Source organism: Neobacillus pocheonensis, from assembly GCF_050477905.1.
GTDB lineage: Bacteria > Bacillota > Bacilli > Bacillales > Cytobacillaceae > Neobacillus > Neobacillus pocheonensis_A.
In genome coordinates this window covers 137222-150945 of record NZ_JBCNAD010000041.1, presented here as the reverse complement: position 1 = coordinate 150945, position 13724 = coordinate 137222, and the positions used below count along the sequence as shown (strand labels likewise).

13 protein-coding genes are annotated in these 13724 nt (G+C 39.8%); 11 read left to right on the top strand and 2 right to left on the bottom strand.

The features are described from left to right. Nucleotides 1–126: 126 nt before the first annotated feature. Nucleotides 127–2295 (top strand): DNA topoisomerase III, encoded by a 2169-nt coding sequence (locus ABES02_RS22370; protein WP_430139757.1) that lies wholly within the window; start codon nucleotides 127–129, stop codon nucleotides 2293–2295. An 81-nt stretch (nucleotides 2296–2376) separates the two neighbouring features. Beyond that, the gene (mntR, locus tag ABES02_RS22365) at nucleotides 2377–2799 is read left to right on the top strand and encodes a transcriptional regulator MntR (protein WP_430139755.1); all 423 of its coding nucleotides are present in this window, start codon (nucleotides 2377–2379) and stop codon (nucleotides 2797–2799) included. 31 nt (nucleotides 2800–2830) lie between these two features. On the opposite strand, the gene ABES02_RS22360 is transcribed toward mntR, so the two are convergent. Both ABES02_RS22360 and metA read right to left on the bottom strand, forming a co-directional pair. After that, nucleotides 2831–3043 carry a DUF3892 domain-containing protein gene (locus ABES02_RS22360; RefSeq protein ID WP_430139754.1) on the bottom strand — a complete coding sequence of 71 codons (213 nt, stop codon included), beginning with the start codon at nucleotides 3041–3043 and terminating at the stop codon, nucleotides 2831–2833. A gap of 80 nt (nucleotides 3044–3123) precedes the next feature. Continuing rightward, nucleotides 3124–4032, bottom strand: coding sequence for a homoserine O-acetyltransferase MetA (gene metA, locus ABES02_RS22355; RefSeq protein WP_430139752.1), 909 nt, complete (start codon nucleotides 4030–4032; stop codon nucleotides 3124–3126). Between the two features lie 234 nt (nucleotides 4033–4266). Here metA and ABES02_RS22350 point away from each other — a divergent pair, with 234 nt between their 5' ends. The 9 genes from ABES02_RS22350 to ABES02_RS22310 all read left to right on the top strand — a co-directional run bounded on the left by ABES02_RS22350 (nucleotide 4267) and on the right by ABES02_RS22310 (nucleotide 13642). Next, a complete protein-coding gene (locus ABES02_RS22350; protein WP_430139750.1) occupies nucleotides 4267–5949 on the top strand; it encodes a formate--tetrahydrofolate ligase in 1683 nt (560 codons plus the stop codon). Between the two features lie 14 nt (nucleotides 5950–5963). Further along, nucleotides 5964–6509 (top strand): hypothetical protein, encoded by a 546-nt coding sequence (locus ABES02_RS22345; protein WP_430139749.1) that lies wholly within the window; start codon nucleotides 5964–5966, stop codon nucleotides 6507–6509. Further along, nucleotides 6506–6997: a glutathione peroxidase gene (locus ABES02_RS22340; RefSeq protein ID WP_430139747.1), complete on the top strand. Its 492-nt coding sequence runs from the start codon at nucleotides 6506–6508 to the stop codon at nucleotides 6995–6997. Before ABES02_RS22345 ends, ABES02_RS22340 begins: the two co-directional genes overlap by 4 nt. Before the next feature lie 108 nt (nucleotides 6998–7105). Next, nucleotides 7106–7954 (top strand): DegV family protein, encoded by an 849-nt coding sequence (locus ABES02_RS22335; RefSeq protein ID WP_430139745.1) that lies wholly within the window; start codon nucleotides 7106–7108, stop codon nucleotides 7952–7954. 288 nt (nucleotides 7955–8242) lie between these two features. Beyond that, on the top strand, nucleotides 8243–8881 hold the full coding sequence (locus ABES02_RS22330) for an HD domain-containing protein (RefSeq protein ID WP_430139744.1): 639 nt from the start codon (nucleotides 8243–8245) through the stop codon (nucleotides 8879–8881). Beyond that, nucleotides 8878–10767, top strand: a complete 1890-nt coding sequence (locus ABES02_RS22325; RefSeq protein ID WP_430139742.1) for an ABC-F family ATP-binding cassette domain-containing protein — start codon at nucleotides 8878–8880, stop codon at nucleotides 10765–10767. Before ABES02_RS22330 ends, ABES02_RS22325 begins: the two co-directional genes overlap by 4 nt. A 226-nt stretch (nucleotides 10768–10993) precedes the next feature. Further along, nucleotides 10994–12130: a conserved virulence factor C family protein gene (locus ABES02_RS22320; protein ID WP_430139740.1), complete on the top strand. Its 1137-nt coding sequence runs from the start codon at nucleotides 10994–10996 to the stop codon at nucleotides 12128–12130. Between the two features lie 70 nt (nucleotides 12131–12200). Further along, nucleotides 12201–12635: a BrxA/BrxB family bacilliredoxin gene (locus tag ABES02_RS22315; RefSeq protein ID WP_430139738.1), complete on the top strand. Its 435-nt coding sequence runs from the start codon at nucleotides 12201–12203 to the stop codon at nucleotides 12633–12635. A gap of 233 nt (nucleotides 12636–12868) precedes the next feature. Then, nucleotides 12869–13642 (top strand): class I SAM-dependent methyltransferase, encoded by a 774-nt coding sequence (locus ABES02_RS22310; RefSeq protein WP_430139736.1) that lies wholly within the window; start codon nucleotides 12869–12871, stop codon nucleotides 13640–13642. The last annotated feature ends 82 nt before the right edge of the window (nucleotides 13643–13724 follow it).

The following is a 13724-nucleotide window of genomic DNA, read 5'->3' as shown; positions in this document are numbered from 1 at the left end:
TCATTTAATTAGGTCACTCTACTAATTGGTGAAAGGGTTTTTTTGTGGATATTATTAAAACTTTACGAGAATCGATTGAAATGGGTAAAATGAATGCGGAGATGTTTTAAAAAAGGGGCAATTAGTATGAAGCTAATTATTGCTGAAAAACCAGATCAAGGTTCAACGCTGGCGTCCATCTTTAAGCATAAAAAACAAAATGGATTTATCGAAATCTTTCCTAATGAATTTTTTCAGAATGGGGCCTATATTACGTGGGCGATTGGCCACATTTGTCAATTAGTCCCTCCGGAAACGTATCAGCCAAGCTGGAAAAAATGGTCCCTGGATAATTTGCCAATTATTCCGGAACAATTTGAGTATGAAGTCACGAAAGATAAGGCCAAGCAATTTGCGGTAATTAAAAAGCTTGTTTCAAATCCAGCAGTGACAGAGATTATTCATGCAGGAGATGCCGGGCGTGAAGGCGAGTTAATTATTCGCAATATTTTAAGGTTAACCAAATGTCAAAAGCCAATGAAAAGGCTTTGGATTTCATCCTTAACAGCTAATGCCATTCGTGAAGGATTTAAAAAACTGTTAGATGAAAATGACACTCGTAGTTTATTTTTTGAAGCCTATACCCGGGCATGTGCGGACTGGGTGGTTGGGATGAATGCATCAAGGCTTTATAGCTTACTTCTTCAAAAACAAGGCTTTTCCGATGTCTTTTCCGTTGGAAGAGTACAGACACCGACATTAGCCCTAATCGTAAAGAGAGAATTAGAAATAGAAAATTTCAAGTCTGAACCATTTTGGGAGGTAATAGCCCATTTCCTCATTAATGAGAAAAAATATGTTGGGAAATGGCAGAATGATGGAGAGACACGGGTCAATAAAAAAGAGTTAGCCGAAAAGGTTGCGGCATTTTGTCAAGGAAAACCGGCAGAAGTAGCGGAAGTGATTTCTGAGCGAAAAGAATTTTTTCCACCATTATTATATAATCTTTCTGCCCTCCAAGCAGAAGCCAATAAATTATTTAAGTTCCCGCCGAAAAAAACGTTAGATGTCCTTCAAAAACTCTACCAAAAAGGAAATGTTTCTTACCCACGTTCAGATTCACGCTATGTGACAAAAGAAGAAGCGGGCACGTTCCCGGATATTCTCAATAAATTGAGTCATTTGAAAGACTATGAAGGCTTTTTCCCATTGCCCATTTCTTCTATTGCGGATAACAAGCGGTATGTAAATGAAAAAAAAGTGACCGATCACTATGCCATCATTCCGACTGAACAAATTCCGAATATTGGAAAGTTAGACCAAGATGAGCGGAAAATTTATGATTTGGTGGTTAAAAGTTTACTAGCAATCCATTACCATAAAGCCATTTTTGAATATACTACCGTAACCACCTTAGTGGATGGACGAGCTGAGTTTGTCTCTAAGGGGAAAGTACAAATAGAAGAAGGCTGGAGGAAGGTTTTAAAGCCGAAGGATCATGATGACGACCCTGCACTGCCGCTTTTAACTAAAGGAGAGCAAGGGATTACCGAAAAGGTAGAAGTGAAAGAAAGTTCAACGCAACCGCCAAAGCGCTATACAGAAGGGCAATTGATTACGTTAATGAAAACAGCTGGAAAGCATATTGAGGATAAAGAACTTGAGAAAATTTTGGCGAAAACGGAAGGACTGGGAACCGAGGCAACAAGAGCAGGAATTATCACGATGCTAAAGGATCGTCATTATATTGAAGTTTCCAAGAATTTAGTATATGCAACTTCTAAGGCAAAAATATTAATTGGGGCGATCGGCCAAGAAATTCTTGCTTCGCCAGAGATGACGGCAAAGTGGGAACAGAAGTTGAAAGAGATATCTGATGGATCTGCTTCCCCAAAGCAGTTCATGGAGCAAACGAAAAAGATGGTCATGCATCTCATTTCATCTAGTACTGGTCAAGCAAATAATTGGTCTTTTTCCGAAGAAGTCCGGCAAAACTTTACACCAGGAAAGAAAACGACGAGGTCAAAAAGCTATATGAAACTTGGACCCTGTAAAAAATGCGATGGATCCATTGTCGATAAAGGCAGCTTTTATGGCTGTTCCAATTATAAAAATAATCAATGCGATTTTACTATTTCCAAAAAAATTCTTGGAAAAAGCATTACGCAAAAAAATATTAAACTGCTTCTTAAAGATGGTAAAACAGAGCTTATTGAAGGGTTTACAAATAAAGACAAATCCTTTAATGCCTGCCTTTTTCTAGATGAAAAGGATAAAAAAGTTAAATTTTCATTCGAAGAATCTGTACCAAAATAAGGATTTCAGTGACAAAGAACCTTGTCACCTGTTTTTTCTTATAGTAAACTTTTAGTTGATTATGATTTTGGAGGGTACGGGATGCCAACACCTAGTATGGAAGATTATATCGAACAAATTTATAATTTAATTGAAGAAAAAGGATACGCCAGGGTCTCTGATATAGCCGAAGCGTTATCTGTACATCCCTCCTCAGTAACAAAAATGGTTCAAAAGCTGGATAAAGATGAATATTTAGTTTATGAAAAATATAGAGGACTCAGTTTAACTCCGAAGGGGAATAAAATTGGCAAGCGTCTTGTATTTAGGCACGAGCTTCTTGAACAGTTTCTAAAAATAATTGGGGTTAAAGATGAAAATATTTACGCCGATGTCGAAGGAATCGAGCATCACTTAAGCTGGGATTCCATCGATCGTATAGGTGATCTCGTTCAGTTTTTTGAAGAGGACATGAACAGGATTGAAGCATTAAAAGAGATACAAAAACAGAACGAACAAAATTAAGAAAAGAGGGTGTCCAATGGACATCCTCTTTTTAAAATAAATTCGGATAATCGTCGAATGACTGGTTGGGCTCAGGTGATAAGGATACAGTTCCATCTGCACCATTAACGGTTTGTATTCCTTCAATGAGGCCCGTTTCTGCCTCCATTAATGCCTTTCGATAGGATATAATCCGTCCCTCGGAAGTGACAAAGCTGATAATTTCACCAAAATGATTACGATGCAGTGCTACAATTGTCTCCACGATAATCCTCCTTTTGCCATATATTCTTTCTATATCATACGCAAAATAAACAAAAAAGCACCGGCAATAGCCGACGCTTCCTAATTCCAGTTAAATGGAGTTTCTTGATAAACATAATAATTGAGCCAGTTTGAGAAGAATAGATGGCCATGCGACCGCCAGCGGTTGATTGGCGGCTGGGTTGGATCATTGTTTGGAAAGTAGTTTTCAGGCATATGAATTTCTAATCCTTTGCTTAGGTCACGATCGTACTCTTGTGCAAGTGAATCAGATTCATATTCTAAATGTCCAGTAATCATGACATGCTTCCGATCTCTTGATGCAATCAACAAAGCTCCTGCCTGCTCAGAAGCAGCAAGCAATTTCAATTTCGGGTTCTTTTTGATTGCTTCAATAGATACATCGGTATAGCGTGAAACCGGAGCATAAAACTGATCATCGAATCCTCGCAGCAAAATATCATTTTGTTCAAAAATCTGATGAGCATAAATTCCTGAACATTTTCGTGACAATTCAAATTTACCAATGTCGTAATGATAGAAAAGTGCAGCCTGTGCTCCCCAGCAAATATGTAATGTCGAAGTAACATTGTTATTGGTCCATTCCATGATCTCCTTAAGCTCAGACCAATACTTTACCTGCTCAAACTCTAATAATTCAACAGGGGCACCGGTAATGATCATCCCGTCAAATTTCTGATTTTGAATTTGCGAGAAGGTAGTGTAAAACTGTTCAAGATGCTGCTTACTAGTATTAGTAGATTCATAGGAATTTGTTTTTAAAAGCTTGACATTAACCTGCAAGGGCGAATTACTCAGTAATCTTAGAAGCTGTGTTTCCGCTTTTTCCTTTTCTGGCATTAAATTCAAGATAAGAATATTTAATGGCCTGATGTCCTGACTAGTTGCGCGTTCATTGTCCATGATAAAAATGTTTTCCTGCTCCAAAATTTCCCGTGCGGGCAGCAGTTTTGGAATGTTTATAGGCAAGTGACCAACCCCTTTTTAATAAAATGATACATTTATTAATACAACGGTACACCGTTGTTAGTCAATGAATATTTGAAAAATTCATTATTTTTATTATAAACATTAATGTAAATTCAGAAAAGATAATAATTTGTTCAAAATTAGATTTCGGAATGAAAGCGCTTTTTTGATACAATAAAGTGGTAGTATGGTAGTATTATTCTAAATGCTGAAATGTGGGGGATTATAGTGGTAATGAAAACAACAGTAAAGTCTGACATTGAGATTGCCCAAGAATCAAAGATGGACCCGATTATCGAAATCGCCAAAAAAATTGGTCTAGAAGAGGATGATCTTGAGCTTTTTGGTAAATATAAGGCGAAACTTTCGAATGAAGCTTTAGCTAAACTCAAGACAAATGAAAGTGGAAAAATCATTCTTGTTACGTCGATTAATCCTACTCCAGCAGGGGAAGGAAAATCGACCGTAACCGTTGGTTTAGGAGATGCTTTTAATCGCCTCGGAAAGAAAGCAATGATTGCGATGCGTGAACCCTCATTAGGACCAACGATGGGAATAAAAGGCGGAGCAACTGGTGGCGGTTATTCACAGGTACTGCCGATGGAAGACATAAATCTACATTTCACTGGGGACCTGCATGCCATTACAACGGCAAACAATGCCCTTGCTGCTCTTATAGATAACCATCTCCAGCAAGGAAATGAACTAAACATTGATCAGCGAAGAATTGTTTGGAAGCGGGCTGTTGATTTAAATGATCGTGCACTAAGAAAAGTGATTATTGGCCTGGGTGGTCCATTACAGGGCGTTCCAAGGGAAGAGGGCTTTGATATTACTGTTGCATCAGAAATAATGGCAGTTCTTTGTTTAGCGGCTGACTTAAAAGATTTAAAATTACGATTATCTCGAATGGTTGTAGCCTATAATTTCAACAAGGAACCTGTAACAGTTGGGGATTTAGGCGTTGAAGGAGCCTTAACCTTGTTGTTAAAGGAAGCGGTAAAACCAAATCTTGTCCAAACGATTGAGCACACTCCTGCCCTGATACATGGCGGTCCATTCGCCAATATTGCCCACGGCTGCAACAGTGTGATTGCCACAACGGCAGCTACTAAATTAGCTGATTATGTGATTACTGAAGCTGGGTTTGGAGCTGATTTAGGAGCAGAGAAATTTTTACATATCAAAGCAAGAAGCGCCGGAATTAAGCCGGAAGCTGTTGTTATTGTAGCGACTATACGAGCCCTTAAAATGCATGGGGGAATAGCGAAAACGGAATTATCAAAAGAAAACATACCTGCGTTAACACTTGGCTTTGCAAACCTGCAAAAACATATTGAGACGATTAAAAGTTTTGGGCTGCCAACTGTAGTGGCTATCAACAAATTTATCACAGATACCAACCAAGAAGTTGAAACCTTATTAGAGTGGTGTAAACGAGAAAACGTCACGGTTGCATTGACCGAGGTTTGGGAAAAAGGTGGAGAAGGCGGTATTGAGCTTGCTGAAAAGGTTTTAGCCGTTATTGATAAGGAGGAAAATAAGTTCCATTCCTTATATGACCTCTCTGACTCCATCGAAAAAAAGGTAAGAGCAATTGTTCAACAGGTTTACGGCGGAAAGGATGTAGAGTTTTCTCCCAAAGCGAAAAAACAATTAATTGATTTTGAAAGATTCGGCTGGTCCAATTTGGCAGTTTGCATGGCAAAATCTCAATATTCCTTGTCTGATGATCCGTCTAAGCTAGGTAGACCAATGGATTTCGTTGTAACAGTCCGCGAGTTTAAACCTTCAATCGGTGCTGGATTTATCGTCGCCTTAACCGGAGAAGTAATGACCATGCCTGGCCTGCCAAAAAAACCAGCTGCCTTAAATATGGATGTAGATGAAAACGGCAATGCGGTTGGCCTTTTCTAAAGGAGAGAATAGAAATGTTTGATCCAACTGCCTTTGATAATATGAAAGTGATTATTGAAGGTGCCCTTTATGACTTAGACTTAAGCGGAGATATTGTCATCACGGATCGAAATGATATCGTCAACTTGGCAAAAATGTCGCGTTCGTTTGAAATATCGTTTCGATTGGCTGACGGCTCTGTTTCAACCAAGCTTGAATTGAAATCAAAACTAGTTAATTTGGCAGCGGAGCTCCTCCCGAACTCCCTGCCAGAACAGTTTGCCGGTAGCTATGTTAGATTGCAATTCTTTCTTGAACATGCCGAAATTCTATCAGAATTCCAAACGATTGAATCGATTTTTTTCACCATTTGGGGTGAAAAGAGGAAAATCATTCAATCTGTAGAATATAATCCTTTAAACAAACCTAGAAAAATCAAAAATGTCATCACCATTGATTTTGAAAGAATTATAAACGAAGAGCAAATGGATGATTTAATGGAGATGACAGAATTTATGGTTACCACATTAGAACACTTACAAGCTTTTGTGGATGATAGGAAAAAGGGGGTTAAGGAATGACAATTTATCAATTTAATGCAAAATCAATCAATGGACAAGAAATTTCACTCAAACAATATGAGGGAAAGGTACTGCTCATCGTCAACACCGCAAGCAAATGTGGTTTTACACCTCAATTTAAAGAGCTGCAAGAGCTTTATGAAAGCTTTAAGGATAAAGGGTTTGAAATCCTAGGATTTCCATGCAATCAATTTATGAACCAGGATCCTGGCAGTGAAGAGGAGATAAAATCCTTCTGTGAATTAAATTATGGTGTTACTTTTCCGATGTTTGCCAAAGTAGATGTTAATGGAGTTTATACACATCCTTTGTTTAGATACATTAGAGAGCAAACTCCTGGGTTATTGGGCATTAATACAGTTAAGTGGAACTTTACTAAATTTTTAGTGGATTCAAAGGGAAATGTCATTAAGCGATTTGCTCCAACGACGAAACCAAGTGATATCGTTAAGGATATTGAAACATTGCTTTCTGTAAAACCGGTTTAATCAGCCGGTTTTATTTTTTGAGGTAAATTATTTACAATATTCAATTTTCAAGGTACGATATTTTCAACTAGATATTATGACCTGATACTAAATAAGGGGGAGATCGATTTGGTCAGAACAGCATGGGTAACGGATAGTACAGCTTATTTAGATGAAGAATTAAAAAATCATCCAGATGTGTATACCATTCCTTTATCAATTGTTCTAGATGGGGAGGAATTTGCGGATGGGATTGACCTATCACCGACACAATTATTTGAGAGATTAAAGCAGATAAAAAATCCTCCCACCACTTCACAACCTTCAGTAGGGGCTTTCCAAGCTTTGTATGAACGGCTTGAGAAGGATTATGACCAAATCATAAGTGTGTTGCTCTCTGGTAAACTAAGTGGCACGGTTTCCTCTAGTGAGCAAGCAGCGAAACTGGTAAATATACCAGTAACAACCTTTGATTCGAAGATTCTCACCTACCCCATGACAGCTTTACTTAAAAAAGGGATGGAACTGCTTGAAGCGGGAAGCAGTCTTGAAGACGTCATAGAGGAATTGGGACAGATTAGGGATACGAATGAGACCTATGTGTTGGTTGGCAGCCTAGAACAGCTGCATCGCGGCGGCAGGATGACGGGTGTCCAATTTTTCCTGGGAAGTTTGTTAAACGTTAAGCCGATCATTGCGATTGAAGACGGTGCCCTAAATGTAAAAGAAAAGGTAAGAAGCGAGAAAAAAGCAAAAGAAAAAATCCTTGATTATTTTAAGCTTGCCTGCGAAAAGAACCAAGTTAAAGAAGTATATATTCTGTATGGCCTGCACGAAGAGCATGCGGAAGATTGGAAGGCAGAGTTACAAGCACAATTTCCACAACTAAGTGTCATTTGCTGTCCATTGGGTGCCGTTATCGGCGTCCACGCGGGTGAGAATACCCTTGGAATCAGCTGGCATAATGCCATGAAATAATTTTCCCCCTATAGAGCATACTAAAATTGCTAGCAAGTCAAAGTTAAGGGGGGATTTGTCATTAGTAAGCAAGGAAGGCAAAATGCCAATCAAACAAGAGCACAGATTGAAAAGCAGGATAACCGGAATGATATAGAATTAGGCAGTGAATTTAACATTGGAAACACAAGTTCACAAAGCCAGAAAAAAAGCGGACGCCAAGCAAACAAAAAATAACCTCGAGCATTCGGGGTTATTTTTTGTTTGTTTTTCATGATAAAATAGCTAGGGTGAAGGCAGGTGCTTTTTATGATAATACAAACAGAAGAATTTGTTCGAAATGAATTAGGTGAGGATGCAACGGGCCATGACTGGTTCCATGTCGACCGCGTCCGCCGTAATGCTTTACATATATGCAAGGAAGAAAAAACCGGTGATCCGTTTATTATTGAAATGGCGGCGCTTCTCCATGACATTCCAGATGAAAAATTAAATGAAAGTGCGGAAAAGGGTAAGCAAAAACTTGAATCCTTTTTACAATCTGTCTCATTAACGGATGCGGACAAAATTCATATCATGCAAATAATCGAATCGATTTCTTATAAAGGCGGCAGAAACACAATTCTAGAAACGGTCGAAGCCAAAATTGTCCAAGATGCTGATCGGTTAGATGCCATTGGGGCCATTGGCATTGCAAGGGCGTTTGCATACGGGGGAAAAAAGGGACAACCTATTTACAATCCAAATATTAATGTAAGAGAAGAAATGGGTTTGGAAGAATATCGTAAAGGTAAGTCAACCAGCATTCATCATTTCTATGAAAAACTATTAAAATTAAAGGATTTATTAAATACAGAAACTGCTAAAAAAATGGCAGAGAGCCGTCATAAAACGATGGTCTTATTTTTAGATCAATTTTACCAAGAATGGGATGGGCAAGAATCATGAAAATGCTAACGGTAGAAAATGTGTCAAAGACATATGGGGAGAAACAGCTCTTTAACAATATCTCCTTCACGATTAGTGAAAAGGAACGAGTAGGCTTAATCGGGATAAATGGGACAGGCAAATCGTCTTTATTAAAAATCATTGCAGGCGTGGACGTTGCTGATGAAGGAAAAATCATTTCCGCAAAGGATTATTCTATTGCGTATTTAGACCAGCAGCCCGAGTTGGATGCGGATAAGACCGTGCTTGAACAGGTCTTTCACGGAGATGCACCTATCTTAAAGTTGATGCGAGAATACGAAAAAATGCTTTTGAAACTCACTCAATTTCCAAACGATACCAAAGCCCAAGAAGAGCTTTTTCAATTACAAAAGCAAATGGATGCGTTAAATGCCTGGGATGCCAGTACAAATGCTAAATCCATTTTAATGAAATTAGGAATTGAGGATTTTACGAAAAAAATCGGAGAGCTTTCCGGCGGTCAGAAAAAACGGGTCGCATTAGCGCAGGTATTGATTGCTGAACCTGATTTACTAATCCTTGATGAGCCGACTAACCATCTCGATTTTGATTCTGTTAAATGGCTGGAAGATTACTTAAGCAGATATAGTGGTTCTATTTTGTTAGTCACGCATGATCGTTACTTTTTAGATCGTGTTGCGAATCGAATGTTTGAGCTTGATGGCGGAAATCTATACAGTTACAAAGGAAATTATGCTGCCTTTTTAGAGGCCAAAGCGATACGTGAAGAAAATGAAGCCGCGACCTTTGAAAAAAGGAAAAATCTGTTCAGAAGAGAGCTGGAATGGATTAGACGAGGCGCGAAGGCTCGAACTACCAAGCAAAAGGCCCGGATTCAACGTTTTGAGGAACTTGATGAAAAGGTTGCTTCTGGGAAGCCTTCAGGTGAGAAGCTGGATATCTCGTTAAATGGCAGCAGGCTTGGGAAGCAGGTATTTGAGCTTAAGGATGCATCGAAGAGGTATGCGGAAAAAACAATCTTGAATCATTTTGATTTATTAGTGAAGCCTGGAGACCGAATTGGGATTATCGGCAGGAATGGGGCAGGAAAATCAACACTTTTAAATATTCTCGCCCAGCGGATCCCGCTTGATGAAGGTGAATTCATCATGGGTCAGACAGTTAAAATCGCTTATTATACACAAGAAAGCGAAGATATGGATGAGAATAAGCGGATGATTGAGTACATTAAGGAAACCGCCGAGATTGTGGAAACATCAGACGGAAAGACGATCTCAGCTGCGCAAATGCTTGAACGGTTCTTGTTTCCGCCGTTTACGCATGGAACGCCGATTCGAAAGCTGTCCGGAGGAGAAAAGCGCCGGCTTTACCTGTTGAAACTTTTGATGACTGCCCCGAACGTTCTCTTACTGGACGAGCCGACCAATGATTTGGATACACAAACGTTAACCGTGCTTGAAGATTATCTGGAGGAATTCCCTGGAGTCGTAATTACCGTTTCCCATGACCGATATTTTCTCGATAAAGTGGCGGAGCAGCTGCTCGTATTGCGCGGTGAAGGGGTCATCGATCCTTTCTATGGAAATTACACGGAATATCTGGAAAAAGAAATGGCGATTGAGGCGCAAAAGACGGCACCTGTTGCAAAACAACCTGCAAAAGCTCCAGAAAAGGAAAAAAGGAAAAGAATGACCTTTAAGGAGAAAAAAGAGTGGGAAGAAATTGACGAGGTTATTTCCAACACTGAGGCAAGGTTGGAGGAAATAGCTGAAGAATTAGGCAAAACAGGCAGTGATTTTTCAAAAGCACAAGATTTGATGAAACAAGAAGCAGAATTGAACGAAAAGCTCGAATACTTGATTGAAAGATGGTCATATTTATCTGAAGTTGCGGAAAATGAATAAATTAGTGCGCCTCTGGCGTGCTTTTTTTAATTGAATTGATTTTTATCTGCGAAAATTTATAGTTTATCTGCGAAAATCGATGATTTATCTGCGGAAAGTTACAGTTTATCTGCGAAAGATGATCATTTATCTGCGAAACCATATTTCTTGAAAGCATCTCCCATGAATGAACTAAGATCAATGTGTTAAACTTGTTAAAGAAACAATAAAGAATTAGGTGATAGTATTGAAAATTAAGGCAATTGAACCAACACCAAGCCCGAATACAATGAAAATCATTTTAGATCAAGAACTACCAATGGGGAAAAGCCATAATTATAAAAAAGAAACGTCTGCCGATGCACCTGCTGTCATCCAGGCAATCCTGCTAATTAACGGAATCAAAGGTGTTTATCATGTCGCTGATTTCTTAGCTGTTGAAAGAAATTCCAAATTTGATTGGAAGGTATTATTGCCGCAGGTCCGCCAGGCCTTTGGTGAATCGGCTGCTGAATCAGCCCAGACCGAAAACCAGATTAATGAGCATTTCGGTGAAATAAAAGTAGAAGTCCAAATGTTTAAAGATATTCCACTCCAAGTAAAGTTGACAGATGGTACAACGGAGAAAAGATTCGGAATGCCCGACTACTTTTTAAAAGCAAGAGAAAGAGCACAGCTCCCGGACGAAAATTACATTTTACTACGAAAATGGGCTGACCAAGGAGTCCGGTACGGCGATTTCGACCAAATAGGTCAGGAAGTTGTAGAAGAATTGATTGCCGCTTACCCAAGCGAACGTCTGGAAGCACTGGTAGAAAGAGCTCAGCAAAAAGATTCTCAATCGAAAGCAAAACCAATCCTCAGCCGAAAAAAAGTAACACTAGAAGCGCTCGCAAATCCTGATTGGCAAGTCCGCTATCAGTTACTGGAACAAATGGATGATCCCGAGCTTGAGGACCTGCCGGTATTAGAAAAGGCATTAACCGATGAGAAACCATCCATTCGCCGGCTGGCCACCGTATACCTCGGCATGATCAAAGACCCTGCCGTCCTGCCGCTTTTATATAAAGCCCTAAAAGATAAGACGGTAACGGTTAGGAGAACAGCTGGAGATTGTTTGTCAGACTTAGGATTCCCGGAAGCAGCAAATGAAATGGTCAAAGCGCTAAAAGACCAAAGCAAATTAGTGCGCTGGCGGGCTGCGATGTTCTTATACGAGGTTGGGGACGAAAAGGCACTCCCAGCATTAAAGGCCGCTGAAGACGACCAGGAATTTGAAGTCAGCATGCAAATAAAAATGGCCATTGAAAGAATTGAAGGCGGCGAGGAAGCAAAGGGGTCCGTTTGGAAGCAAATGACGGAAGCAAGAAAATCAGATAGTTAATTAAAATTGCAATAGGCTGATAAAATATAGTATTCTAACACTGCAAAGCTTTTAAATGGAGGGATTATTTATGTCGATGGCATATGAAGAATATATGAGACAAATGGTTTTACCGATGCGTCAAGAGCTAACAAGAGCGGGCTTTGAAGAGCTCCCAACAGCTGAGGAAGTAGAAAACTTTATGGAAAATGTAAGGGGTACTTCACTAGTAGTTGTGAACTCTGTTTGCGGATGTGCAGCTGGCCTAGCGCGCCCGGCGGCAACTCAAGCCGTTTTAACTAGTGATAAAAAACCTGACCATTTAGTAACGGTATTTGCTGGACAGGATAAAGAAGCTACAGCAAAAATGCGTGAATATTTCGATGGAATCGAACCATCTTCACCATCCATGGCTATTTTAAAAGACAATAAAGTTGTTCATTTTATTCCGCGGCATGATATTGAAGGAATGCCAATGGAAGCCATTATGGAGAATCTAAAGTCAGCATTTGAAGCCAACTGCTAATCAGGATGTCAATACGACGTCCTTTTTTTCATAAATGGCTCTGTTAAATTTGGATTTTGATTTCCGCTCCAGGCGCTCGCTTTCCGCGGGCGTGCTGGGGAGCCTCCTCGGCGCTAACGCGCCTGTGGGGTCTCCCCTGCCCCGTACTCCCGCAGGAGTCGAGCGCCTTCCACTCCAATCAACAGTGTATAAATCGTTTAACAGAGCATCATAAATAAAAAACGAGGGAAAAAATGTTTGTTACCACTTCAGGAAGAACAACCCAGCAACTTAATGAAAAAGCAATAAACATCGCCACCTTACTCGATGTTGCTTATGTTCCGCGAAAAAAGAAGTCTGTCCAGTTTTTACAAGAAAAATGGGATAGTGATTGCCTGGTTGTCACGAAAGAGCGGCTGGAATTATTTCAAAAGGGGGAAGCCGAGCCTTTCTTCTTTCATCCTAACTCAGCCATGTTTCGAATTAAGCGTCTTTTGCGCGGAGAACACGATCCATTTGCCGGGGCAGCGCAGCTATCAAAGGGAATGTCCATCATCGATTGCACGCTTGGACTTGCCTCCGATTCGATTGTGGCTAGTTTACTCGTTGGAAAGGAAGGATCCGTTACAGGTATAGAGGGGCATAAATTCTTAGCCTACATCGTTCAAGACGGGCTCCAAACCTGGGATTCAGGGATTCAGGAAATGAATGAAGCAATGGAAAGAATCAAGGTTATTCATTCGTCCTCGCTAGGTTATTTGAAAGAGCAAGAAGACAACTCTGTAGACTGTGTTTATTTTGATCCGATGTTTGAAGAGAGTATTTTAGGATCGGTTGGGATTCAACCCTTAGGTCATTTTGCTATCTATGACGATTTACAAGAAGCCACGATGGAGGAAGCATTGCGGGTGGCAAGATTTCGAATAATCTTAAAAGACCATTACAAAAGCAGCCGCTTTGATCGTTACGGCTTTCAAGTGCATCAAAGACCAAATGCTAAATTCCATTTTGGTTATATAGAAAAATAAACTGAGGTCTCAACTGATGGACTTCAGTTTTTTTCTATTCAATGGACAAAAACTGTTCTTTTCCATTTTTCTGATAAAAGAA